The sequence below is a fragment of the Streptomyces sp. NPDC052701 genome (assembly GCF_040678355.1).
Lineage (GTDB): Bacteria > Actinomycetota > Actinomycetes > Streptomycetales > Streptomycetaceae > Streptomyces.
The window spans coordinates 110829-134348 of sequence record NZ_JBFATO010000021.1; the positions used below are offsets into that span (position 1 = coordinate 110829).

The following is a 23520-nucleotide window of genomic DNA, read 5'->3' on the forward strand; positions in this document are numbered from 1 at the left end:
GGGCTCCTTCGAGCGGTTACGGCTACGCAGCCATCACAGCCCGCCCGCGGGGCGCCCGCGCGCGGCCGGACCCCATTAGCGGGACGGGACGCGTCCGAACGGGCGACGTCCCCGGCGTCTTCGCGTCCGGCGCGGGAGCGGCTCCCGCACCGGGGGCGAACGCCCTGCCGCGCGTCCCGCAGGGCTTCCTCCCGCACCCGGCCGCAGCACCGGCCGATCAGCCGGGACACGTGCATCCGCGAGATCCCCGGCTGCTCGGCGATGCGGCTCTGCGTCACGTCCCCGAAGAACCTCATGTACAGGATCGTCCGCTCCCGCTCGGGCAGCGCCGCCCGCCCCGCCCGGACGTCCTCCTCGCCCGGGTTCGCGTGCCCGGCGACCTCGGCGACGGCGGGCCGGCGGCCGGAGACGGTCCGGGACAGGTCCTGGCAGGCGAAGCGGACGCGGTTGCGGAAGCGTCCGGCGAGCCGGCCGGCCATGGGCAGTCGGGCCTCGACGACCTCGTCGCGGAGCGCGTCGCGCTCGGGCCCCGGGAAAGCGCGGCGAGCCTGCGGAAGGCGTCGGCGGTGCCGGGGCGTCGTCGTGCGGGTGCTGCCGGGTGCTGAGCCGGGTCGGCATGGCGCGTCGCAACTCCCTCCAAGGTGCTCCGGGTTGGGAGGTCACCGTGGAAGCGCACCCGCAGGCCGGCACAGACGCGTCCGGAGCGGCCTCGCGCCGCTCCCACGGGCGTGCCTGCTGTCCGAGGCACTGACACGCGCCCGCCCCCGCCCCCGGCCGCGAACCCCGCGCAGGTTTTCCCCCAGCGCGCGGGGTGACTCGTAGCGGTGCTGCCCGTGTCCCTTACGTCCGGGAGGTCGTACATGAGCACCACCGTCTCCGACCACGTCCTCGAACGGCTGCGCGCGTGGGGGGTGGAGCACGTCTTCGGTTATCCCGGCGACGGCATCAACGGCCTGCTCGCCGCCTGGGGCCGGGCCGAGGACCGGCCCCGTTTCGTCCAGTCCCGGCACGAGGAGATGTCCGCGCTGCAGGCGGTGGGGTACGCCAAGTTCAGCGGCCGTCTCGGCGTGTGCGCGGCCACGTCGGGGCCCGGCGCGATCCACCTGCTCAACGGCCTGTACGACGCCAAGCTCGACCACGTGCCGGTGCTGGCGATCGTCGGCCAGACGCACCGCACCGCGATGGGCGGGTCCTACCAGCAGGAGGTCGACCTGCACACGCTGTTCAAGGACGTCGCCTCCGACTTCGTGGAGACGGTGACGGTGCCCGAGCAGCTGCCGAACGTGCTGGACCGCGCGATCCGCACCGCGTACGCGCGGCGCTGCCCCACGGCGGTCATCATCCCCGGTGACGTGCAGGAGCTCGACTACTCGCCGCCCACGCACGAGTTCAAGATGGTGCCCTCCAGCCTGGACCGCACCTCGTGGACGACGGTGCCCTCCGACGACGCCGTGCGGCGGGCCGCGGACATCCTCAACTCCGGCGACAAGGTGGCGATCCTGGTCGGCCAGGGCGCGGCCGGCGCGCGGGCCGAGGTGGAGCGGCTCGCCGAGCTGCTCGGCGCGGGCGTCGCCAAGGCGCTGCTCGGCAAGGACGTCCTCAGCGACGAACTGCCGTACGTCACCGGCTCGATCGGCCTGCTGGGCACCCGTCCCTCGTACGAGCTGATGCGGGACTGCGACACGCTGTTGACCATCGGGTCCTCGTTCCCGTACTCGCAGTTCCTGCCGGAGTACGGCAAGGCGCGGGGCGTGCAGATCGACGTCGATCCGCACATGGTCGGGATGCGCTACCCCTACGAGGTGAACCTGGTCGGGGACGCGAAGGCGACGCTGGAGCGGCTGATCCCGCTGATCGAGGGGGGCCGCGGCCGCGAGTGGTTCGAGACGGTGTGCGACAACGTCCGGCGCTGGCGGGAGGTGCTGGAGCGGCGCGCGGGCCTGAGCGCCGACCCGGTCAACCCGGAGTACGTGGCCCGCGCCCTGGACCCGCTGCTGCCGGACGACGCGATCGTCACCTCCGACTCGGGGTCGACGGCGAACTGGTACGCGCGGCACCTGACCCTGCGGGCCGGTATGCGCGGCTCGCTGTCCGGGACGCTCGCCACGATGGGCTGCGGCGTGCCGTACGTGATCGGCGCGAAGTTCGCGCACCCGGACCGGCCCGCGATCGCCCTGGTCGGGGACGGCGCGATGCAGATGAACGGCATGGCGGAGCTGATCACGGCGGCGAAGTACCGCGACCAGTGGGAGGACCCGCGCCTGGTGGTGGGCGTCTTCAACAACCACGACCTGAACCAGGTCACCTGGGAGCTGCGGGCCATGGGCGGCGCCCCGTCCTTCCTGCCCTCGCAGGAACTCCCGGACGTGCAGTACGCCGCGTTCGCCCGCTCCCTCGGACTGGTCGGGATCCGGGTGGAGAAGCCGGAGGAGGTGCAGGACGCCTGGCGGGCCGCCCTGGAGGCGGACCGTCCCGCGGTGGTCGAGTTCCTGACCGACCCGGCCGTGCCGCCGGTTCCGCCGCACGCCACCTGGGAGCAGATGGAGGCGACGGCCGCCTCCCTCCTGAAGGGCGACGCCGACCGGGGGTCGGTGATCAAGCAGGGCTTCAAGGCGAAGATGCAGGAGTTCCTGCCGGGCCGCGAGAAGAAGTAGCGGCCGCGGGGGCGCCGCGTCCGCCGTCGCACGCGGGGCGAACCCGGACGGCGGCGATCCGGCGCGGCAACCCGGTGTCGGCGTGCGGTGTCCGGGTACGCGGTGCGGACCCCCGTAGATGTGGAGGGAGACATGCAGCGAGGCAGCGACCGGCTGAGCGTCCACCGGGACGACGAGATGAAGCACGAACTGCAGGGTCTGCTCAGGTCCGGGCACCCCACGCGCACCGAGGAGTGGCACGACCCGGAGCCGGCCGCCGAGGACGACCCGGAGGTCTTCCGCGGACCGGTGACACCGAGCCGCGCGCCGACGTCGCTGGAGGCGGTGCGGCTGGAGCTGGCCCGGATCCTGGGCCGCCGCGCCTTCCCGGCGAGCGGGCGCGAGCTGACCCGGGCCCTGCGCGAGCACCAGGCGCCCGACGCGCTCGTCGAGGCGGTGGAGCGGCTGCCCCACCGGGACCACTACGGCACGGTCCAGCAGCTCGCCGAGGCCGTGGTCCGCTCCGGGGAGGCCGGGCAGGGGGCCGCGCGGGCGGACACCGGCGGGCGGTCCGGACAGGAGAACCGCACATAGGGACCCGGCGCGGGGGCACCGCGGGCGGCGCGGCGACGGCCGTCCGCGGTGCCCCCGGCGGCCGGGCGGCTGAGGAGGGGCCCAGGGATGGCTCAGTTCGTCAAGGACGTCATGACTCCGGGCGTGGTCGCGGTGCGTCCGGACGCCTCGCTGGTCGAGGCGGCGCAGTTGATGCGCGCGCAGAACATCGGCGACGTGGTGGTGGCCGACGGCCAGGAGGTCGTCGGCGTGCTCACCGACCGTGACATCGCGGTACGGGCCGTCGCCGAGGGCATCGACCCGCTGACCGTGAGCGCCCGCACGGTGTGCACGCCGGATCCGGTGACGGTCGCGCCGCACGACCCGGTGTCGGCCGCCCTCGCCCTGATGCGGGCGCACGCCGTACGCCGGCTGCCGGTCGTGGAGAACGGCCTGCCGGTCGGTGTCGTCAGCCTCGGCGACCTGGCCGAGGCCGAGGAACCGGAGTCGGCGCTGGCCGACATCAGCCGTGCCGAGCCGGACGCCCGGGGCGGTGCGTGAGCCGCGACCGGGCCGGAAGGGGCACCGCGACCCGCGCCGCCGCCCGCCGCCCGCGGTCCGGACCGCGGGCGGGGACCGCCGCGCCGCAGGACGCGCGGGACGGCGGGCGTGGGCACGCGGGACGGCGGAAGACGGAAGAGGGAGCGCGCCCCGGGCGACGAGGCTCGACGGCGCGCCGCGAGGACCCACGAAAGGGCGTTGAACCATCATGCGCATCGCTTTTCTGACCGCACCCGAAGGCGTGGAACAGGTGGAGCTCACCGACCCGTGGCAGGCGGCGAAGGACGCGGGCCACGAACCGGTGCTCGTGTCGACGCGGCCGGGCGAGATCCAGGCGTTCCACCACCTCGACAAGGCGGACACCTTCCCCGTGGACGAGGTGGTGGGCGAGACCTCGGCCGGCCGCTTCGGCGGGCTGGTGCTGCCGGGCGGCGTGGCCAACCCGGACTTCCTGCGCATGGAGGAGAAGGCCGTCGCGTTCGTACGGGACTTCTTCGAGCAGGGCAAGCCGGTCGCCGCGATCTGCCACGCGCCGTGGACGCTCGTCGAGGCGGACGTGGTGCGCGGCCGGGTGCTGACCTCCTGGCCGAGCCTGCGGACCGACATCCGCAACGCGGGCGGCACCTGGGTCGACGAGCAGGTGAAGGTCTGCGACCACGGCTCCAACAAGCTGGTCACCAGCCGTAAGCCGGACGACCTGAAGGCGTTCTGCGAGACGTACCTCGACGTCTTCGCCCAGGAGGCCGCCGGCTGAGCGGACCGCCCCACGTCCTCGGGGCGCGGGGCAGGGGTGTGCGGGCCGCGCGGGGTGCTCCCCGCGCGGCCCGTCCGTGTGCCTCGCCGGTCAGGTGCCGGGGGTCGCGGGGGTGGTGGTGTCCGAGCCGGTCCGCTCCCGGGCTCCTTCGCGGGTGCGGCCCGCGGCCACCGGGCGCTGGGGGTTGCGGCGCAGGTACTCGCCCTCGAGCTGCGCCATGCGCTCGTTGTGGGCCCGCAGCGCGTCGTTCGACCCGTACAGCAGGGTGTCGTGGCGGGTGCGGTGGATGGTCTCCAGCTCCTTCATGAGCTGCTGGTCGTCCAGGTGGCTCGGGTCGACTCCGGTCATGGCGCTGCCCCGCTCGTCGTGTTCGTCCATGGGGCCCGGGTACCCGCTCGCGGAGCACCACTCCCGAACGGCGTCGGGGAGGAAGCCATGGATCCCGCCTTCCCGCCTCCACTCTACGGACAGCCCGGCCCCCGGGCCTCCGGATGCGCCGGCGCCTCCGCGGCACACGGAGGGCCCGGCACGCGGGCGGCACCCGGCGGCCGGGCACCCGCCAACCGGGGCACCCGGCGGCCGGGGCACCCGCCAGCCGGGGCGACCGCCGGGCGGGAGCCGCGGAGCCCGGGTCCGGGCCGCCGCCCCGGAGCAGGGGCGGGCGGCCGGAGCCGCCCCGGAGCGAGGGCTACCGCGCCCGCTCCACCCGTCGCTCGTCCCACACCGGCTCCGGGGTCTCCCGGACCCGGCCGTCGCCGCCGAAGACGAGGTAGCGGTCGAAGGAGCGGGCGAACCAGCGGTCGTGCGTGACCGCGAGGACCGTGCCCTCGAACGCCTCCAGGCCCTCCTGGAGCGCCTCGGCCGACTCCAGGTCGAGGTTGTCGGTCGGCTCGTCGAGCAGCAGGGCCGTGGCGCCCCGGAGCTCCAGCAGGAGGATCTGGAAACGGGCCTGCTGGCCGCCGGACAGCCGGTCGAACGTCCGCTCCGCCTGGTGGGTCAGCTCGTAGCGGCGCAGCCGGGACATGGCCGCGCCGCGGTCCTGGGCGTGCTCGCTCCAGAGGATGTCCAGGAGCGTGCGGCCCGCCGGCTCGGGGTGCGCGTGCGTCTGCGCGAAGTACCCGGGCACGACCCGCGCGCCCAGCCTCCACTCCCCCGTGTGCGCCACGTCCTCCCCGGCGAGCAGGCGCAGGAAGTGCGACTTGCCGGAGCCGTTGGAGCCGAGCACGGCGACGCGCTCGCCGTAGCGGACCTCCAGGTCGAAGGGCTTCATCAGGCCGGTGAGCTCCAGGCGCTCGCACACCACGGCGCGTACGCCGGTACGGCCGCCCTTGAGCCGCATCCTGATGTCCTGCTCGCGCGGCGGCTCCGGCGGGGGCCCGGCCTCCTCGAACTTGCGCAGGCGGGTCTGGGCGGCCTGGTAGCGGGAGGCCATCTCGTGGCTGACGGCGGCCGCCTGGCGCAGGGTCAGGACCAGCTTCCTCAGCTGGGCGTGCTTCTCGTCCCAGCGCCTGCGCAGCTCCTCGAAGCGGGCGAAGCGTTCCCGGCGGGCCTGGTGGTAGGTGGCGAAGCCGCCGCCGTGCACCCAGGCGTCGGCGCCGGCCGGGCCCGGTTCCAGGGAGACGATGCGCCGGGCGGCGCGGGCGAGGAGTTCGCGGTCGTGCGAGACCAGCAGGACGGTCTTGCGGGTCTCGGCGAGCCTGTCCTCCAGCCAGCGCTTGCCCGGCACGTCGAGGTAGTTGTCGGGCTCGTCCAGGAGCAGCACCTCGTCGGTGCCGCGCAGCAGGGCCTCCAGGACGAGCCGCTTCTGCTCGCCGCCGGACAGGGTGCGGACCATGCGCCACTGCGCCCGTTCGTACGGGACGCCGAGCGCGGCCGTGGTGCACACGTCCCACAGCGTCTCGGCCTCGTAGCCGCGCGCCTCGGCCCAGTCGGCGAGGGCCTGGGCGTAGTCGAGCTGGGCGGCCTCGTCGTCGACGGTCATGATCGCGTGCTCGGCCCTGTCGACGGCCCGGGCCGCGTCGCGGATGCGGGGCGGTGCGACGGAGACGAGCAGGTCGCGTACGGTCGTGTCGTCCCGTACGGACCCCACGAACTGCCGCATCACGCCGAGGCCGCCGCTGACGGTGACCGATCCGCCGTGCGGCTTCAGCTCACCGGCCAGGAGGCGGAGCAGGGTGGTCTTGCCCGCCCCGTTCGGGCCGACCAGGGCCGTGACGCCCCCTTCCCCCACCCGGAAGGACACGTCGCCGAGCAGGGCCCTCCCGTCGGGGAGGCAGTACTCCAGGTGCGCTGCTTCGATGTGGCCCATGGGGAGCGATTCTGTGGGCGGCGGGAGGACCGGGCAAACGCTTTTACCGACGGTGCCCCCGGGTGGCGGAGGCGGGGCGGGGCCCCGGGCAGGAAACCGCCCCCACCGGGTATCCGCATGGCATGACGACCCCCGACGTGGATCTGACCGTCTCCCGGCCCGGGCACCACCTCCTGCTCGGCCGTTTCCTCGCCCTGGACCGCCGTCTGTTCGAGGCCGTCGCCGCCCGCCGCTGGCCCGGTGCCGACCCCGTGCTGCCCCGGCTGAGCCGCGGCGCGAACCACGGTGTGCTGTGGTGCGCGGCGGCCGCCGCGATGGCCGCAGCGCGCACGCCCAGGGGCCGCCGGGCCGCGGCGCGGGGGCTGGCCTCGCTCGGCCTGGCCTCGCTGACCATCAACACCCTCGGCAAGCGCACGGTCCGCCGGCCCCGCCCGCTGCTCGACCCGGTGCCGCTGGTGCGGCAGTTGAGGCGGCAGCCGATCACCACGTCGTTCCCCTCCGGCCACTCCGCGTCGGCGGCCGCGTTCGCGACCGGTGTCGCGCTGGAGTCCCCGGCCTGGGGCGCGGCCGTCGCCCCGGTGGCCGCCTCGGTCGCCCTCTCCCGCGTCTACACCGGCGTCCACTTCCCGAGCGACGTCCTGGCGGGCGCGGCGCTGGGCGTGGGGGCCGCGTTCGCCGTGCGGGGCCTGGTGCCGACGCGGTCCCAGGCGGTCCCGCCGGCCCGGCCCCGCGCCGACGTGCCGGCCCTGCCGGACGGTGCGGGGCTGATCCTCGTGGCGAACACCGCCTCCGGTACCGCCGACCGCGCCCGCGCCGTGCGGGACGAGCTGCCCCGCGCCGAGGTCGTCGAGTGCGAGCCGGCCGACGTCCCGGCGGAGCTGGAGAAGGCCGCGGCCCGTGCGCGGGTCCTCGGGGTGTGCGGCGGCGACGGCACCGTGAACGCCGCCGCCCGTGTCGCCCTGCGCCACGGCCTGCCCCTGGCGGTGCTGCCCGGCGGGACCCTCAACCACTTCGCCCTGGACATCGGCGTGGAGGACGTGCGGGACCTGGCCCGCGCCCTGCGCGACGGCGACGCGGTGCGCGTGGACGTGGGCCGGTTCAGCAGCAGCGGGCAGCAGGGCGTCTTCCTCAACACCTGCAGCCTGGGCGTCTATCCGGAGCTGGTGCGCGAGCGGGACCGCTGGTCGCACCGGATCGGCGGCTGGCCGGCCGGGGTGCTCGCGGCCCTGCGCGTGCTGCGGGCCGACCGGCATCCGCTGGAGGCGGAGTTCCGGGGCCGCGCCCGCCCGCTGTGGCTGCTGTTCGCGGGCAACGGCACGTACCACCGGATGGGGCTGGCGCCGGGCCGCCGTGTGGACCTCGCCGACGGGCAGCTCGACGTGCGGGTGGTGCACGGCGGCCGGCGGCCCGCCGCGCGGCTGCTGGCCGCGGCCCTCGCCGGTCCGCTGACCCGCTCCCCCGCCCACGCCGCGGTCCAGGTGAGGCGGCTGCGGCTGGACCACGTGGTGCCGGGCACGCTGCTCGCCTACGACGGTGAGGTCACCGAGGTGGAGGGGCGGGTGACGCTGGAGAAGCTGCCCGAGGCGCTGACCGTGTACCGGCCGATGGCAGGCCGCTGACGATCCGGCAGTCCACAGAGTGAGATTCGGGTCTCGTCATTCGGTCGACGCGCGTACGGTGGTGTCCGTCCCGACCAGACGAGAAGGGGTGGGCGTCCGCCATGTCCGGACCACAGGAGACCGCCGTCTACACGCACGGGCACCACGAGTCGGTGCTGCGCTCGCACACCTGGCGCACCGCCGCCAACTCCGCGGCCTACCTGCTCGGCTCGCTGCGGCCCGGCATGAGGATCCTGGACATCGGGTGCGGGCCGGGCACCATCACCGCCGACCTCGCCGAGCTCGTCCCCGACGGGCACGTCACCGGGGTCGACCGCGCCCCGGGGGTGCTGGAGCAGGCCCGGGCCACCGCCGAGGCGCGCGGTCTGGCCAACGTCGACTTCGCGGTGGCCGACGTGCACGCCCTGGACTTCCCCGACGGCGCCTTCCACGTGGTCCACGCCCACCAGGTGCTCCAGCACGTGGGGGATCCCGTGCGGGCGCTGCGCGAGATGCGGCGGGTCACCGGGCCGGGCGGGCTCGTCGCCGTCCGGGACGCCGACTACGCGGCCATGACCTGGTATCCCGCCTCACCGGGGATGGACGAGTGGCTGGACCTCTACCGCCGGGTGGCACGCGCCAACGGCGGCGAGCCGGACGCCGGGCGCCGGCTGAAGTCCTGGGCGCTGCGGGCCGGGTTCGCGGACGTCACGGCCACCTCAAGCACCTGGACCTTCTCGGCGCCGGACGAGCGGGCCTGGTGGAGCGGACTGTGGGCGGACCGGACCGTCGCCTCGGACTACGCCCGGCTGGCCGTCGAGGGCGGGCACGCGACCGAGGAGACGTTGCGTGCGGTGGCCGCGGCCTGGCGGGAGTGGGGCGGCCGGGAGGACGGCTGGTTCGGTGTGCTGCACGGGGAGATCCTCTGCCGCGTGGGAGCCTGAGCCGCACGCGCCGTGCGGCTGCCGGGGTCCTTCCTCCACGGCTCGGCCGCGACCCGGAGCACGGGCAGGGACAGGTAGAGGTAGAGGGACAGGGATAAGGACAGGGGCAGGGGCCGCCGGTACAGGTGGCGCGTGCGCCGAAGCGGCCCTTCCCCGAGGGGAGGGCCGCTTCGGGAAGGACCCGGCGGGTTCAGTCCCGGGGAAGCAGGGGTCCGAGGGGGCCGAGGTCGAGGTTCAGGTCCTCGGGCCGCAGGCCGTAGCGCTCGCGCAGCTCCGCCATCCGCTCCTCGAGCAGCATCAGCGTGAGCCCGACGCGTTCCTCCTGCTCCTCGCTCAGGTCCCCCTCGTCGAACCGGCGCAGCGCCTGGCGCTCCATGAGCTGGCGCAGCAGTTCCACCACGGTCAGGACGAGCTTGACGAGGTCGCGTTCGACGGTGTCGGGCTCGAGGTCGAGCCGCTTGCGCGGGGTCACGACAGATCTCCGAAGGGGGAGGGCACGTTCGCGTTCACCGAGCTGATGAGCGCGTTGAGATCGATGCGGACGAGGTCGACGTCCGCGATGCGCAGCGTGATGTCCCCGGTGATCACGACTCCGCCGGCGAGCAGCCGGTCGAGGAGGTCCACCAGGGCGATCTCACGGCGTTCGACCACGGTCACGGCCGGCCCCCCTCGTTCTCCTCCTGGCCCGTCTCCTCGCCGGCGAAGGAGTAGGCCGCCCACGGGCCGGTGAGTTCGACGCGGATCCCGGGCGCCTCGTCCTTGGTCCGGTCGACCATCTCCACGAACTCCTCCGAACGCGCGCGCGGCACGAGATAGGCGGCGTTGAGCACGTTGCGCCCGGAGCTCCCGGAGAGCGCGGGGTTCTGCGGCGCGTGCAGCCGGGAGTCCTCGGCATACGCGGAAAGCGTCTGGTGCAGCCGGGTCGCGAACTCCTCCGCCCGCTGCCACGTCTCCTCGTGGGACCTGGTCTGCATGCGCCGCTGCCGCAGGTAGTCGCGGCCCGACGCCGGTTTCTGCGGGGCCGGGGCGGCGGCGCGCGCGGGCTCGGCCTCCAGGTACACCTTGACGCCCCACTCCACCCGGCCCTCCAGCCGGTCGAGCGTGCGCCGGAAGTCGTCCTCGCGTTCCTCGATCATCGTGCGGACGCCGCTGTCGTCCAGGAAGACGGTGCCGAGCCGCAGCGGCAGCGGGGTCGTCACGGTGGTCAGCGCGTCGATCACGCCCTGGTGGGCGCGGGCCGTCGCGGTCAGCCAGTCGAGGTCCTCCAGATGGGCGCGCAGCGGCCCCTCCGCGAAGTCCTGCTCCGGGACGTGGCTGACGACGGCGACGAGGCCGTGGTGGGTGAGCACCCGGGGCGGGTCGCCCGCCACCCCGCTCAGCTGGGCCTGGAGCGGCGTGCCGAAGGGACGGCAGACGGCGTAGACGTACCGCAGTCCGGTCAAGGTGTCTCCTCCTGTCTGCGGCTCGGCTCCAGTTGTTCCAGCCGCTCCAGTCGTGCGCGCAACTCCGCGTTCTCGCGGGCCAGTTCGTCGCGACGGGCCTTCGAGGACAATGCCGGGTCGCTCTCCCACCAGTCGATGCCCATCTCCTTCGCCTTGTCGACGGAGGCGACGATCAGGCGCAGCTTGATGGTGAGGAGCTCGATGTCGAGCAGGTTGATGCGGATGTCGCCGGCGATGACGACGCCCTTGTCGAGGACTCGTTCGAGGATGTCGGCGAGATTGGCGCCGCCGCCCTGCCCGTAGGGCTCGGGGAGCCGGCTGGACATCGTCATCGCCGGCTCCCTCCCTCAGGCTCGTCCTCGTACGCGCCTTCCTCCTCGTCCTCTTCCCCGGCCTCTTCGTCTTCCTCGTCCTCGTCCGTGTCCTCGGCCTCCGCCTCGGGCTCGTCCTCGTACCCGTCCTCGTACTCGCCCTCGGGTTCCTCCTCGCCCTCGGGCTCCTCCTCGTCCTCGTACCCGCCCTCGGGTACGTCCTCGTCCTGCTCCTCCTCTTCCTCCTCCGGCTCCTCCTCGTCGTACTCGTCCTCGGCGCGGTCCTCCTCGGACTCCTCGCCGGTGTCCTCCCCGTTCTCCTCGGACTCCTCGCTCTCCTCCTCGGCGAGCGCGTCCTCGTGGCTGCGCACGACCTCGCCGTCGCGGATCTCACCGCGCCAGCTGTCCTCCGCCTCGCCCTTGAGGGTGATGAAGCGGGCGAAGTTCTTCAGGTCGAGCCGGGCCCGGCGGCCCTGGGCGCGCCAGATGTTGCCGGTCTTCTCGAAGAGGCCCGTGGGGTAGTACTCGATGACCAGCAGGATGCGGGTGAGGTTGTCGGCCAGGCGGTGGAAGGAGACGACGCCCTTGGTCGTGCCCTTGGCGCCCTCCGACGTCCAGGCGATGCGGTCGTCGGGCACCTGCTCGGTCGTCTTCGCCTTCCAGCTGCGGTTGGACCACCAGACCTTCGCCTGCCAGTCGGAGGTGGTGTCGTCGGAGCGGCTCGCGCTCTTGACGCCCTTGGCGAAGGTGCTGAAGCTCTGGTACTGGGTCCACTGGTCGTACGCGGTGCGCAGCGGCACGCCCACGTCGATGTGCTCGATGATGACGGTGGGCTTACTGCCCGTGCCGCGCTTGCGCTTGCCGCCCCCCAGGTTCTTCACCGCGCCCGTCACCTTGTCCTTGAGGTGCGACCCGCCGGTCTCCAGGGCGGCGCGCAGCGGCCCCTTGCCCTCGGCGAGCTTGCGGCCGCCGTCGAGGGCGAGCTTGGCGAAGCCCGGGCTCTTGCCCTCGGCGATGTCGTTGAGCTTGCCCGTGGTCTCGCCCAGCTTGCGGCCCACGCCGGTCAGCAGCCGGGTGGCCTGGGCGGCGAGGTACTCCTGCACCTCCGCCTTGAGCCGGTCGGCGGCCTCGCTCTGGGCCAGGTCGGCGAGCGGGTTCTTCGTCGCCCCGCGTGCGGCGGAGGACGCCGATCCGAGCGTCTCGGTCATCGCTCACCGCCTCCCTTCGGCAGCCTGGCCCGGGCGCCGCCCGTGCCCTCGGCCGCCTTCTTGCCCGCCGGCTTCGCGGCGGTCTTCCCGGCCGTGGTCTTCCTGGCCGCCGTCTTCTTGGCCGCCGTCTTCTTGGCAGGGGCCTTCTTCGCCGCCCTCTTGGCCGTCTTCTTGGCGGGGGTCCTGGACGGCGCCCGCCGTCCCCCCTCCTCGTCGCGCGGCCCGGAGTCCTCTTCCTCGTCGCGCGGTCCGGAGTCCTCCGGCTCCTCGGCCTCGCGCTGCTCGTCCTCCGGTTCCGGCTCCTCCTCCTCGGCCCCGGGCTCCTCGTCCCGGGCGCCGCGGCCGGACGCCCCCGGCACCACGCCGGACAGCTGCTCGCGCACCTGGGCCGTCCGGCCGTGCAGCCGGTCGGCGAGCGCGTCGATCTGCCGCTCGACCATGGCGCCGGAGGCGGCCTTGCCGACCCCGCGCAGGTCCTGACGCAGCTGGTCCCCGATCTCCTTGAACTGCGGGTTGGCCTTCAGCTGCTGGGAGGCGAGCTCGGCGAGCGCCTTCGGGCTCAGGTGCATCCGCTTGCCGGCCACCGCGGTGCCCACGGCGAGGGCCAGTTTCAGCTTCTTGGTGCGTCCCAGGAGGTATCCGGCCCCTACGGCGAGGCCCAGTCCCACTCGGTTCATGGTGTCGTCCCGTTGCCCGTTCCCGCGCTCCTGCGCGAAGCGATCTCCAGCCGGTCGAGGAGTTCGTCCTCGATGCGGTCGAACTCCTCCTCGGTGATCTCTCCGGCCTCCAGCCGCTCCTCGAGCCGGGCCAGTTCGGCCCGGACCGTGGCGGGGTCGTAATAGATCCGCTCGGCTTCCTGGAGCGCTTGTCTGATGGCCCAGGCGCTGCCGCGCACCGGCGCGAACGGCAGCAGCAGCACCTCAGAGATCAGGCCCACGTCGTCACCCCGCTCCGGTGCCCGCGCCACCGACCGCGGTGCCGGCCGGCTCGGTTGGGCCGGGCTCGACGAAGCTGTACGGCGGCAGCGGGCCGTTGACCCGCACCTCCAGGTGCGGCATGTCCTTACGGGCCTGTTCCACGGCGGCCAGGAAGTTCTCGGCCGACGCCCGGTCGACGAGGAACGACACGTTGGCGAGCCAGCCCGTGGACTCCGGACCCACGCTCACGGCCTCGGCCGCCGGCTCCAGCGCCTCCTGCAGCACGGTGGCGTCCTCGGCCTCCTTGTCCTTGACGGCGGCCGCGACCATCTCGCCGAGCCGCAGCTTGTCCTCGTAGCTGCCGCCGCCGGCCTGCCGGTTGGCCTCCGCGAGCGAGCGGATCTCCGCCCTCTCGGCCATCACCCGGTGCAGGACGGCCTCCTCGACGTGGTTGGCCTTGATGTTGTACTCGACCCGGCCGTCCAGCGCCTGCAGGCGCTCCTTGTAGTGCTCGACGCGCTCGGCGAGCACCCCGGTGACCGACTCGTCGTCCGGGGCGACGCTGCCGAACCGCATGGGCAGCACGCAGGCGGCCGCGCCCGCCTCGCTGAGCACGTTCTGGTGGGCGAGCAGGTCCCTGCGCTTGGGACGCAGGTCCTCGGGGGCGTCGCTGACGATCGCCGCCAGCTCGCCCTCCTTCAGGATGCGCACCGGGCTCGGCGGGTCGCCGACACCGCCCATGCCCTCGGGAAGGGCGGGGTGCGAACTCGCGGCGATGCCGTAGACGTACGTGCTCACTCCTGCTCCTCCTTCCGGCGTGCGGAGCTGGTCTTGCGGGCGCGGCGCGGCTCCGCCTCGCCTTCCTCACGGGCCTGCTTGAAAGCGTCGGAGATGGTCTGGGCGGCGCCGGAGAGCGCCCCCTTGGACTTGCCGCGGGCGCCGGACTCGGTGATATCCCCGACGATCTCGGGCAGGCCCGGGCTCTTGCGCGGCCCGGACTCCAGGTCGAGCCGGTTGCACGCCTCGGCGAAGCGCAGATAGGTGTCGACGCTGGCGACGACGACCCGCACGTCTATCTTCAGAATTTCGATGCCGACCAGGGAGACCCGCACGAACGCGTCGATCACCAGCCCCCTGTCCAGAACAAGTTCGAGCACGTCGTAGAGGCCGCTGCTGCCGCCTCCGCCGCCGGTCTGCTGTGCCGGTACGACTGTCATGCCGACTGTCCCTCCTCCTGTGTCGTGGGTGTGCCTGCGGTCGGGCGGCCTAGCGGCCGCCGGACCTGCGCGCGTCGGACCGTCCCCGCTCGTAGCGGCGGACACGCCGGTAACCGGTGAGCTGTCCCTCGGGATCGAGCTCCACCTGATAGCTCGCCATCAGGCTCATCGTGTCCGGGACCCGCTCGAGTTCGAGGACCTCGACCTCCAGTGCCCAGCCCTCCTCCGTCTGCTCGAAGGACGACACGGACTCGGCGGTCATGCCGGTGAGTTCCGCCAGCTGGCTGCGCGCCTGGCGCAGCACCTCCATGGGACTCGGACGGCGGTCCGCCGTGCGTTTGTCGGTGGATTTGTGAGAGCTATGGGATTCCTGTGAACTCTGTGACTCTTGCGTGTTGTGTGTGTTCGACATGGCCACCTCCCCCTTCGTGTGGCCGCAAGCGTGTTCGCCAAACCTCCGCGGCGGCACGCATCTGCCGCGTCCCTGCTCAGCGGCCCGGACGGGGTCAGCCGCGCAGGGCTCTCAGCCGCCGCCGGGCGGGTCCCAGGGCCCGGCCGCGGCGCGGGAGCCCGGCCCAGGGGTCGGTGCGGGCCTGCTCGACGGCGTCGGCGACGGTCCAGCGGCGGGCGTGCAGGCCGGGGTCGTCGAGCTGGTCCCAGGAGATCGGGGTGGCCACCGGCGCGCCGGGGAGGGCGCGCACCGTGTAGGGCGCGACCGCGGTCTGCGCGTAGCCGTTGCGCTGCACGTCCAGGTAGAGCCGCGCACCGCGGTCCTTCTTGCGGGCCGCGGTGGTGAACCGGTCGGGACGGTCCTCGACGAGCGTGTCGGCGACCTCCCGGGCGAAGGCGCGCACCTCGTCGAAGCCGTGACGGCCGTCCAGCGGCACGATCACGTGCAGTCCGCGCGACCCGGTGGTCATCAGCGCCGAGGGCAGGCCGATCCCGTCGAGCAGCTCCCCGAGCAGCCGGGCCGCCTCCCGCACCGCCGGGAAGTCCTCGCCCGCCGGGTCGAGGTCGAAGACCATCCGGTCGGGGCACTCCGCGCCGTCGGCGCGGGACAGCCAGCGGTGCACGGTGATGCTCGCCTGGTCGACGAGGTAGAGGAGGGCTGCGGTGTCGTCGCAGACGGTGTGGTGGACGGTGCCGCCCTCCTTCGCCAGCTCCACGCGTCTGATCCACTCCGGGTAGTGCTCCGGGGTGTTCTTCTGCATGAACCGCGGACCGTCGATGCCGTCCGGGTGCCGCTCCAGCATCAGCGGCCGGCCGCGCAGGTGCGGCAGCATGAACGGGGCGACGGCCCGGTGGTAGTCGGCCAGGTCGCCCTTGGTGTACTGCTCGGCGTCCCCGTTCCCGGGGAAGAGCACCTTGTCCGGGCGGTGGAGCCGCAGCGTGCGGCGGCCGGCCCGCACCGTCCGCGTGCCGTCGCCGCCCGCCGCGGCCCGCACCCTCCTCGTGCCGTCGCCGCCCGCCCCGGGACCGTCCGCGTTCACGGCACGACCGTCACGGCTCACGGCACGACCGCCTCCTCCACCAGCAGCCGCCCGGCCGCCGCGATCGACTCCGCGTCGATGCCCGCCGCGTGCAGCTGCTCGGCCGGGGAGGCCGAGCCCGGCATCGTCCGCACGGCGAGCCGCACCAGCCGGGGCACGGGACGCCCGTCGAGGAAGGCCTCGCAGACCGCGTCGCCGATGCCGCCCTCGGGGTGGTGGTCCTCCACGGTGATCAGGCAGCCGGTCTCCTCGGCGGCCTGCCGCAGCGTGGCCCGGTCGACGGGCTTGACGGAGTACAGGTCGATCACGCGGACCGGGATGCCCTCTTGCTCCAGGGCGTCGGCGGCGGCCAGCGCCTCGTGCACGGTGACCCCGGCCGCGACGATGGTCATCCGGTCCCGGTCGGAGGAGCGCAGCACCTTGCTGCCGCCCACCGGGAAGTCCTCGTCGGGACCGTAGATCACGGGGCTCTCGCCGCGCGAGGTGCGCAGATAGCGCACGCCCTCAAGACCCGCCATCGCGCCGACCAGCCGCGCGGTCTGGTTGGCGTCGCACGGGTACAGCACGGTGGAACCGTGCACCGCCCGCATCATCGCCAGGTCCTCCAGGCCCATCTGGCTGGGTCCGTCCTGGCCGATGGCGACACCCGCGTGCGAGCCGACCAGGTTGATGCCGGAACCGCTGATCGAGGCCATGCGCACGAAGTCGTACGCGCGCGTGAGGAAGGCCGCGAACGTGGCGGCGTACGGCACCCAGCCGCGCGCGGCGAGTCCCACCGCCGTGGCGACCAGCTGCTGCTCGGCGATGTAGCACTCGAAGTGGCGGTCGGGGTGCTCCTTGGCGAAGAACTCGGTCCGCGTGGAGTCGCCCACCTCGCCGTCCAGGGCGACGACGTCGCCGCGTCCGGTGCCGAGGGCGGCCAGCGCCTGCCCGAAGGCGTCGCGGGTGGCCACGCCTTTCCCGGGGTCGCCCTTGTCCCAGCGGGGCAGGTCGACGCTGCCGGTGGTCACGGAGTGCAGCATGCGGGCGGCGGACGGCTGGTGCACCTCGACGCGCAGGTCGCGCGGGCCGCCGAGTTCGGCGATCGCCTCGTCGGCGTCCGGCAGCGGCTTGCCGTGCAGGCCCTCGCGGTCCTGGACGGCCTCGACGCCCCTGCCCTTCAGGGTGCGGGCGAGGATCGCGGTGGGCTGGCCCTTGGTGGAGGCCGCCTCGCCGTAGGCGCGGTCGATCGCGTCGACGTCGTGCCCGTCCACCTCGACGGTGTGCCAGCCGAAGGCCTGGAAGCGGCGGGCGTAGGCGTCAAGGTCGTGGCCGTGCCGGGTCGGGCCGCGCTGGCCGAGCCGGTTGACGTCGACGATCACGGTGAGGTTGTCCAGATGCTCGTGCCCGGCGTGCTCGGCGGCCTCCCACACGGAACCCTCGGCCAGCTCGCTGTCCCCGCACAGCACCCACACCCGGTAGCCGGTGCGCTCCAGCCGCTGCCCCGACAGGGCGATGCCGACGCCGACCGGCAGACCCTGTCCGAGCGAGCCGGTGGCCGTCTCGACCCACGGCAGCCGCTGCGGTGTCGGATGCCCCTCCAGACGGCTGCCCAGCTCGCGGAAGGTGAGCAGTTCCCGGTCGTCGAGGGCGCCGGCCGCCTTGTAGGCGGCGTACAGCAGGGGCGAGGCGTGTCCCTTGGACAGCACGAAGCGGTCGTTGCCCGGGTGGGCGGGGCGGTCGAAGTCGTAGCGGAGGTGGTGCGCGAGGAGGACGGCCATCAGGTCCGCCGCGGACATCGAGGACGTCGGGTGCCCCGAGCCCGCGGCCGCGGCGGCGCGGATGCTGTCCACGCGCAACTGCTGGCCGAGCTCGACGAGTTCACCGGTGTTCATGAGTCTCCTTCCGCAGAGTCGTCGGGTCGTTTGACGGGGCCGGGGGCGGTGTCCGGGCCGGGGGGCGGCTGGTCCGCCGGCGGGCGGGGGGTGGGCTGGTTCCTCGCGGGCTCGCCGCCCGGCTCGGTCTTCGCCGGTTCACCGCCCGGCGGGGCCTTCGCCGGGCGGTCGCCCTGCCCCGCCCGCGCGGCCTCGTCCCCCGGCCGGTCACGCGCCCCCTCGCCGCCGGTGCCGGCCGCGGCCGCCGCTCCCGGCCCGGATCGGGGGCCCGCCCGCCGCCGTGCCTCGGGGCCGGCCACCACCTGGCCCAGCTCCCGGTCGCCCGCTCCCCGCGGACCCGGGCCGTCCGTCCCGCCCGGCACCCGTGCCACTTCCGGGGACGAGGTGTCCAGCGGCACCGACCAGGACCTGACGAGCCCCAACTGCACGGCCTGGCGCGGCAGTACGGCGTCCAGGAGCCAGTCGGCGGCGACCCGGACGCGGTTGCCGGGCATGGCGGCCAGGTGGTAGCCGCGGGTGACGGCGCCCGCCGCCACCCCGGACAGGGGCACGCCCAGCGGGTTCGCGGCGGCCTTGACGCCGCCCAGGTCCACGACGAAGCCCAGGTCGCGGTGGCGGTAGGGCCGCAGCTCGCCGTTCCCCCTGCCGAGCGAGGCGGCGACGTTCAGCGCCGCGACCTTGCCCTGCCGCCAGGCGTGCTGCGCGGTCATCGGCGTGTAGCCGCCCGGCTTCTCCAGGTCGGGCACCGCCGCCGCGTCCCCGCACGCGAACACCTCGGGCCGGCCCGGGACCTGCAGGTGCGGGTCGACCAGCAGCCTGCCGCGTTCCAGGGGCAGCCCGAGCGACTCGGCGAGCGGGTCGGGCCGTACGCCCACGCACCACACCAGGGTGCGGGTCTCGACGAACTCGCCGTCGGTCAGCAGGACCCCGTCGTGGGTGGCCTCCTTCACGGAGGTCCCCGTCCGCACGTCGACGCCCCGCTCGCGCAGCACCCGGCCGGCGGTGGCGGAGAGCCTCTCGTCCATCTCGGGCAGCACGCGCGGCGCGACGTCCAGCAGGATCCAGCGCGGCCGTATGCCCTGCCGCAGCGGGCGCCCGCGGACCTGCGCGTCGGTGAACAGCTGCCCGTGCGCGGCGACCTCGGTGCCGGTGTAGCCGGCGCCGACCACGACGAAGGTGCACCGGGCGGCGCAGCTCTTCGGGTCGTCGGCGGCGGCCGCCATTTCCAGCTGGCGGGTGACGTGGTCGCGCAGGTAGAGCGCCTCGGGCAGGCCGCGGAAGCCGTGCGCATGCTCGGCGACCCCGGGAACGGGCAGCAGTTTGTTGACGCTGCCGGCGGCGAGCACCAGCCGGTCGTAGCCGAGCGTGCCGGCGCCGCCCTCGGGGTCGGTGTAGTGCACGGTGCGCCCGTCGAGGTCGATGCGGTCGGCCTCGCCCAGTACCGGCTTCACGTGCGGCAGGGTGGCGGACAGGGAGACGGTGACCCGGCGCGGCTCCAGGATGCCGGCGGCGACCTGGGGCAGCAGGGGCAGGTACAGGAAGTAGTCGGTCGGGTTGAGCAGGGTGATGTCGGCGCGGCCCCGGGTGAGCCGGGACAGGGTGCGGGCCGTGCGGTATCCGGCGAAGCCGGCTCCGACGATCACGATGCGGGGTCGACTCACGGTTCGCCTCCGGCGCTGTCGCGTACCTCGTGAACGTTCCGCGTCCCCCTGGCCGGGGCACCCAAACGTCCGCCGCCGCCCGGCCCGCCCCGGCCGCCGGTTTCCGGCCCGGCCCCCGGGTACCCGGTCCCGGACACCGACCCCCACGTCGCGGAGGCGCTCCCCCATGCCCGAGTACGGCTACTTCCTCTCCTGCGAGCAGTACGGTCCCGCGGAGCTGGTCGAGCAGGCGCGGATGGCCGAGCAGGCCGGCTTCCAGTCGCTGTGGATCAGCGACCACTACCACCCGTGGAACGACGAGCAGGGCCAGAGCCCGTTCGTGTGGTCGGTGATCGGCGCGCTGTCCCAGGCCGTGTCGCTGCCGATCGAGACGGCGGTGACCTGCCCGACCGTGCGGATGCACCCCGCGGTGGTGGCGCAGGCGGCGGCGACCAGCGCGGTGATGACGAACGGCCGCTTCCGGCTCGGCGTCGGCTCGGGCGAGGCGCTCAACGAGCACATCCTCGGCGACCCCTGGCCGCCCGCGCACGTGCGGCTGGAGATGCTGGAGGAGGCCGTCCAGGTGATGCGCCGGCTCTTCACCGGCGAGGAGGTCAGCCACCACGGCAAGCACTACACGGTGGAGAACGCCCGCCTGTACACGGTCCCGGACGAGCCGGTCCCGATCGACGTCTCCGCCTTCGGCCCGGCGGCGCTCCAGCTCGCCTCCCGCGTCGGCGACGGCTACATCACGGTCGCGCCGGACGCGGCGATGGTGGAGCAGTACCGCAAGGGCGGGGGCGGCGGGAAGCTGGTCAGCGGCGGCACGAAGGTCTGCTACGGCACCGACAGGGACGAATGCGTCCGCACCGTCCACCGGCTGTGGGCCAACGAACAGCTGCCGGGCGAGCTGGGCCAGGTGCTGCCCTCCCCCAAGCACTTCGAACAGGCCCAGCAGTTGGTCACCGAGGACATGGTCCGCGAGAACCGGGTGTGCGGCGACGACGTGGACGAGCACGTCGCCGAGCTGAGGCGGTTCGCCGACGCCGGCTTCGACCGGATCTACGTCAACCAGATCGGCCCGGACATGCGCGGCTTCTTCGACTTCTACCGCACGAAGGTGCTGCCGCAGCTCCGGTAGGACGGCCGGGCGTTCCGGGGACGCCGGCCGTGCCGCCCCGGCCGGCGTCCCCGGAGCGCCGGTGCTCGCGGACCGCGCCGGACGACGGCACGCCGAACCGGCGGCCGGCGGCCGGCCGGGAGATCGGCCGCCCTCGACGAGCGACAGGCCGGAGGCCGGCGGCGGGCCGGGCCCGCCCCGGCATCCGGCTCGGCATCGGCGGGACCGGGGCGCCGCCCGGCCCGGCGGGCGCCCCGGTGAACGGGGTGGCGGGCGGGGTGGCGCCGGGCGCGCGGTCCCGCTCGGCGGCCGTCTCCGCGGTGCGCCGGGGCCCCGGCCGGGCGGAACAGGGGCGGGCGGCGCCGCGCAGCGTGCAGGCGGCGGCGCCCAGGACCGCGGCGGTGGCCGGCGCGGCGGCCCGGTCGGGCAGGCCGAGAGCCAGGGCCGGCGTCAGGGCCAGGCTCAGGCCGAGGGCGAGCCCGAGAGCCGCCCCGCGCGCAGGGCGCGGGCGCGCGGAGATCGTGTGGAGCGATCTCCTGCCCCGCCCGTCGCAACTAGGCTCGTCCGCATGGAGATTCTCGGTGCCACCTTGCGCGTCTGCGTCGACGACCTGGAGAGCGCGATCCCCTTCTACGAGCGGCTGGCGGGCGGCAGGGCCCTGCGTTTCGAGCGGGGCGGCGTCCAGGTGGCCGCCGTCGGCTGCTTCCTGCTGATGAGCGGCCCCGAGGCCGCGCTGGAGGTGCTGCGCAGGGTCGCGGCGACGATCGCCGTGAAGGACGTGGAGGAGACCCACCGCGTGCTCACCGAGCTGGGCGCCGACATCGTCGCGGGCCCGCTCCCGACCCAGGTGGGCCGCAACCTGATCGCCCGGCACCCGGACGGGACGGTGTACGAGTACGTGGACCGCGGCGGCGCCTGAGCCGTCAGGACCCGGCGGTGGCGGCGGGGTCGGCGAACGCCGACACCACCACGTCCGTCAGCAGGGCGCCCGCCGTCCCCTCCGGGTCGAGGTCGGGGTCGTAGATGGTGACGGTGAGCCCCGCGCAGTGCCCGGACCGCAGCAACGGCCTCAGCAGGGCGACGAGTTCGTCGGGGCTGAGACCGTCCGGGTCGGGGCTGTCGACGGCGGGCATGACGGACGGGTCGAGGACGTCGGCGTCCAGGTGGACCCAGAAGCCGTCCAGGCCGGGCGCCGCGAAGGACTGGGCGGCGGCGCGGGCCAGGGCGTCGGCGCCCCACTGGCGCAGGTCGCCGACGGTCACCACGGGGATCTTCAGGGCGGCGAGTTCGGCGCGCTCCTCCTCGAAGTAGTCGCGGATGCCGAAGAACCGCACGTCCTCGTCCCGCAGGTACGGGCGCAGCCCTTCCAGGTCCGTCAGGTCGCGCTGCCCGCGCCCGGTGGCCAGCGCGACCTCCTCGCCGCCGGCGGCGCCGACGTGGTCGGAGTTGCCGGGGTGGCGGAAGTCCGGGGAGGCGTCCACGGCGACCAGCCCGTACCGCCCGGTGCGGCGCAGCGCGAGCGAGGCGCCGAGCTGGATGGAGCAGTCGCCGCCCAGGACGACGGGGAACTCCCCGGCGCGGACGTGGTGTTCGACGCGGTCGGCGAGCTTGCGGGTGTAGGAGGCGAGGGCGGCCGCGTTGAAGACGCCGTCGCCCTCCCGCCAGTCGCCGCGGTCGTAGCGCGGCGGCACCACCACCCCGCCCTCCAGCGCCCGCAGCCGCTGCACGATCCGCTGGTCGCGCAGCGCCCCGGCGAGCTTGTGGCAGCCGGGCACGGTGCCGGGGGCGGGCGGGCGCAGGCCCAGGTTGGAGGGGGCGTCCAGCACGACGATATTCCGCATGCGGTTCATCCTCGCCGACGTAGAGTCGGATCTCCAACGGCCATGGGCGAAGAACGGGACGGCGATGAGCGAGCAGCACACCTACCGCGTGATCGTGCGGGGCACCTGGGACGCCCTCACCGACGAGGCCCGCGCCCGGCTGCTCGCCGGGGCCGCCGACCACGGCCTGACCAGCATGCGGTTCACCGAGGAGGGCTCGCTGTCGTACCAGCCGTCCCCGCTCAAGCACTTCTCGATGCGGTTCGTGGTGGTCTCGGACGCGGCGGACGGCGAGGAGATGGCGGCCGCGATCGCCGAGGACCGGGCGGCCGAGGCGCTTCGCGGCCTCGGCCACGGGTTCCGCGACCTCAGGTCGGCGGTCACGGACCTGGACACGGTGAAGGTCAACCGGAAGCGGTCATCTCGACGGTGAGCGCCCAGCGTTCGTGGTCGCGCCACGCCCCGTCGACGAAGAGCATGTTCGGCGAGAAGCCCTCGAGCCGGAAGCCGCACCTGCGGGCCAGGGCGATCGAGGCGGTGTTGGCGGGCTGGACGTTGATCTCCAGCCGGTGCAGGCGCAGCGGCCCGAAGGCGTACCGCACCACCAGCTCCAGCCCCTCCCGCATCAGCCCGCGGCCCGCCGCGTGCGCGAAGGCGCCGTAACCCAGCGCCCCGCACCGGAAGGCGCCCTCGACGATGTTGTTGATGTTGATGAACCCGGCGATGGCACCGTCGGCCTTCTCGCAGACCAGGAACCCGGCCCTGGCCGGGTCCTCGATCAGCCGGTCCGCGTACGCGGCGTACGCCCGGGCGGTGTCCGGCGGGAACAGCCAGGGACGGTGCAGGTCCTTGCTCTCCCGGGCGCGGGCGGTGAACTCGGCACCGTCCTCGCGGGTGAGGAGGCGTATGCCGACCCGGGGGCCCTCGGCGAGGTAGGGGGAGGTGTTGTCGGGCATCCCACCACCCTACGTCGACCCCGGCCGCGCCGGCCGTCGGACCGGCCGCGTCTCCCGCCGGCGCTCCCGGTCCGGGGCGCCTAGTCTTCTGAGTCAGGAATTCTGTTCAGATGTGTAGGGTTGCGGGGTGGCGCGTACTGGGCGGCCGAAGGCCGAGTTGATCCTGTCGGATGCG

The 23520-nt window shown here is 74.2% G+C and carries 26 protein-coding genes and 2 pseudogenes; 9 read left to right on the forward strand and 19 right to left on the reverse strand.

Annotated elements, in window-relative coordinates; genetic code table 11:
• Positions 1-170: 170 nt before the first annotated feature.
• Positions 171-618: pseudogene (locus tag AB0L29_RS23165) on the reverse strand (sigma factor-like helix-turn-helix DNA-binding protein); the annotation flags it as partial.
• Positions 619-860: 242 nt separating this feature from the next.
• Between AB0L29_RS23165 and AB0L29_RS23170 the strand changes: the two are divergent.
• From AB0L29_RS23170 to AB0L29_RS23185, 4 genes are all read left to right on the forward strand, one after another.
• On the forward strand, positions 861-2654 hold the full coding sequence (locus AB0L29_RS23170; protein ID WP_365829626.1) for a thiamine pyrophosphate-requiring protein: 1794 nt from the start codon (positions 861-863) through the stop codon (positions 2652-2654).
• 132 nt (positions 2655-2786) lie between these two features.
• Entirely contained in the window at positions 2787-3227 is a 441-nt protein-coding gene (locus AB0L29_RS23175; RefSeq protein ID WP_365829627.1) for a DUF2795 domain-containing protein, read from the forward strand.
• Between the two features lie 87 nt (positions 3228-3314).
• Positions 3315-3746 (forward strand): CBS domain-containing protein, encoded by a 432-nt coding sequence (locus AB0L29_RS23180; RefSeq protein ID WP_365829628.1) that lies wholly within the window; start codon positions 3315-3317, stop codon positions 3744-3746.
• Between the two features lie 208 nt (positions 3747-3954).
• Positions 3955-4500, forward strand: a complete 546-nt coding sequence (locus tag AB0L29_RS23185; protein WP_365829629.1) for a type 1 glutamine amidotransferase domain-containing protein — start codon at positions 3955-3957, stop codon at positions 4498-4500.
• Positions 4501-4590: 90 nt separating this feature from the next.
• On the opposite strand, the gene AB0L29_RS23190 is transcribed toward AB0L29_RS23185, so the two are convergent.
• Together AB0L29_RS23190 and AB0L29_RS23195 are read right to left on the reverse strand one after the other, a co-directional pair.
• Entirely contained in the window at positions 4591-4878 is a 288-nt protein-coding gene (locus tag AB0L29_RS23190; protein ID WP_365829630.1) for a DUF6158 family protein, read from the reverse strand.
• Between the two features lie 310 nt (positions 4879-5188).
• The gene (locus tag AB0L29_RS23195; protein ID WP_365829631.1) at positions 5189-6808 is read right to left on the reverse strand and encodes an ATP-binding cassette domain-containing protein; all 1620 of its coding nucleotides are present in this window, start codon (positions 6806-6808) and stop codon (positions 5189-5191) included.
• A gap of 122 nt (positions 6809-6930) precedes the next feature.
• On the opposite strand from AB0L29_RS23195, the gene AB0L29_RS23200 reads away from it, so the two are divergent.
• Both AB0L29_RS23200 and AB0L29_RS23205 read left to right on the forward strand, forming a co-directional pair.
• Positions 6931-8427, forward strand: a complete 1497-nt coding sequence (locus AB0L29_RS23200) for a phosphatase PAP2 family protein (protein WP_365829632.1) — start codon at positions 6931-6933, stop codon at positions 8425-8427.
• 101 nt (positions 8428-8528) lie between these two features.
• Entirely contained in the window at positions 8529-9350 is an 822-nt protein-coding gene (locus AB0L29_RS23205; RefSeq protein WP_365829633.1) for a class I SAM-dependent methyltransferase, read from the forward strand.
• A 190-nt stretch (positions 9351-9540) separates the two neighbouring features.
• Here AB0L29_RS23205 and AB0L29_RS23210 read toward each other — a convergent pair whose 3' ends face one another.
• The 13 genes from AB0L29_RS23210 to AB0L29_RS23270 form a co-directional block, all read right to left on the reverse strand.
• Positions 9541-9822 (reverse strand): gas vesicle protein K, encoded by a 282-nt coding sequence (locus AB0L29_RS23210; RefSeq protein ID WP_365829634.1) that lies wholly within the window; start codon positions 9820-9822, stop codon positions 9541-9543.
• Entirely contained in the window at positions 9819-10007 is a 189-nt protein-coding gene (locus tag AB0L29_RS23215) for a gas vesicle protein (protein WP_365829635.1), read from the reverse strand. Before AB0L29_RS23215 ends, AB0L29_RS23210 begins: the two co-directional genes overlap by 4 nt.
• The gene (locus AB0L29_RS23220; protein WP_365829637.1) at positions 10004-10792 is read right to left on the reverse strand and encodes a GvpL/GvpF family gas vesicle protein; all 789 of its coding nucleotides are present in this window, start codon (positions 10790-10792) and stop codon (positions 10004-10006) included. The genes AB0L29_RS23215 and AB0L29_RS23220 overlap by 4 nt, the downstream gene beginning before the upstream one ends.
• Positions 10789-11124, reverse strand: a complete 336-nt coding sequence (locus AB0L29_RS23225) for a gas vesicle protein (RefSeq protein WP_365829638.1) — start codon at positions 11122-11124, stop codon at positions 10789-10791. The genes AB0L29_RS23220 and AB0L29_RS23225 overlap by 4 nt, the downstream gene beginning before the upstream one ends.
• Positions 11121-12311 (reverse strand): SRPBCC family protein, encoded by a 1191-nt coding sequence (locus tag AB0L29_RS23230; protein WP_365829639.1) that lies wholly within the window; start codon positions 12309-12311, stop codon positions 11121-11123. The genes AB0L29_RS23225 and AB0L29_RS23230 overlap by 4 nt, the downstream gene beginning before the upstream one ends.
• Positions 12308-12988: a DNA primase gene (locus AB0L29_RS23235; RefSeq protein ID WP_365829640.1), complete on the reverse strand. Its 681-nt coding sequence runs from the start codon at positions 12986-12988 to the stop codon at positions 12308-12310. Before AB0L29_RS23235 ends, AB0L29_RS23230 begins: the two co-directional genes overlap by 4 nt.
• The gene (locus tag AB0L29_RS23240; RefSeq protein WP_365829641.1) at positions 12985-13248 is read right to left on the reverse strand and encodes a gas vesicle protein GvpG; all 264 of its coding nucleotides are present in this window, start codon (positions 13246-13248) and stop codon (positions 12985-12987) included. Before AB0L29_RS23240 ends, AB0L29_RS23235 begins: the two co-directional genes overlap by 4 nt.
• Before the next feature lie 4 nt (positions 13249-13252).
• On the reverse strand, positions 13253-14026 hold the full coding sequence (locus AB0L29_RS23245; RefSeq protein WP_365829642.1) for a GvpL/GvpF family gas vesicle protein: 774 nt from the start codon (positions 14024-14026) through the stop codon (positions 13253-13255).
• Entirely contained in the window at positions 14023-14445 is a 423-nt protein-coding gene (locus AB0L29_RS23250; RefSeq protein ID WP_365829643.1) for a gas vesicle structural protein GvpA, read from the reverse strand. Before AB0L29_RS23250 ends, AB0L29_RS23245 begins: the two co-directional genes overlap by 4 nt.
• A 49-nt stretch (positions 14446-14494) precedes the next feature.
• Positions 14495-14857, reverse strand: a complete 363-nt coding sequence (locus AB0L29_RS23255; RefSeq protein ID WP_365829644.1) for a gas vesicle protein — start codon at positions 14855-14857, stop codon at positions 14495-14497.
• Positions 14858-14951: 94 nt separating this feature from the next.
• Positions 14952-15854: a non-homologous end-joining DNA ligase gene (gene ligD / locus AB0L29_RS23260; protein WP_365829656.1), complete on the reverse strand. Its 903-nt coding sequence runs from the start codon at positions 15852-15854 to the stop codon at positions 14952-14954.
• Positions 15855-15952: 98 nt separating this feature from the next.
• A complete protein-coding gene (locus AB0L29_RS23265) occupies positions 15953-17809 on the reverse strand; it encodes a transketolase (RefSeq protein ID WP_365829645.1) in 1857 nt (618 codons plus the stop codon).
• Positions 17806-19470 carry an NAD(P)/FAD-dependent oxidoreductase gene (locus AB0L29_RS23270; RefSeq protein ID WP_365829646.1) on the reverse strand — a complete coding sequence of 555 codons (1665 nt, stop codon included), beginning with the start codon at positions 19468-19470 and terminating at the stop codon, positions 17806-17808. Before AB0L29_RS23270 ends, AB0L29_RS23265 begins: the two co-directional genes overlap by 4 nt.
• A gap of 166 nt (positions 19471-19636) precedes the next feature.
• Between AB0L29_RS23270 and AB0L29_RS23275 the strand changes: the two genes are divergently transcribed.
• The gene (locus AB0L29_RS23275; protein ID WP_365829647.1) at positions 19637-20590 is read left to right on the forward strand and encodes an LLM class F420-dependent oxidoreductase; all 954 of its coding nucleotides are present in this window, start codon (positions 19637-19639) and stop codon (positions 20588-20590) included.
• Between the two features lie 313 nt (positions 20591-20903).
• Here the strand turns inward: AB0L29_RS23275 and AB0L29_RS23280 are convergent.
• Positions 20904-21254: pseudogene (locus AB0L29_RS23280) on the reverse strand (hypothetical protein); the annotation flags it as partial.
• On the opposite strand from AB0L29_RS23280, the gene AB0L29_RS23285 reads away from it, so the two are divergent.
• Entirely contained in the window at positions 21138-21488 is a 351-nt protein-coding gene (locus tag AB0L29_RS23285) for a VOC family protein (protein ID WP_365829648.1), read from the forward strand. The pseudogene AB0L29_RS23280 and the gene AB0L29_RS23285 sit on opposite strands and share 117 nt — an antisense overlap.
• Positions 21489-21492: 4 nt before the next feature.
• Here the strand turns inward: AB0L29_RS23285 and AB0L29_RS23290 are convergent, their stop codons facing one another.
• Positions 21493-22410: an arginase family protein gene (locus AB0L29_RS23290; protein ID WP_365829649.1), complete on the reverse strand. Its 918-nt coding sequence runs from the start codon at positions 22408-22410 to the stop codon at positions 21493-21495.
• Between the two features lie 64 nt (positions 22411-22474).
• On the opposite strand from AB0L29_RS23290, the gene AB0L29_RS23295 reads away from it, so the two are divergent.
• Entirely contained in the window at positions 22475-22822 is a 348-nt protein-coding gene (locus AB0L29_RS23295) for a DUF6204 family protein (RefSeq protein ID WP_365829657.1), read from the forward strand.
• Here the strand turns inward: AB0L29_RS23295 and AB0L29_RS23300 are convergent.
• A complete protein-coding gene (locus AB0L29_RS23300; RefSeq protein WP_365829650.1) occupies positions 22794-23345 on the reverse strand; it encodes a GNAT family protein in 552 nt (183 codons plus the stop codon). The two genes, AB0L29_RS23295 and AB0L29_RS23300, sit on opposite strands and share 29 nt — an antisense overlap.
• Between the last annotated feature and the right edge of the window lie 175 nt (positions 23346-23520).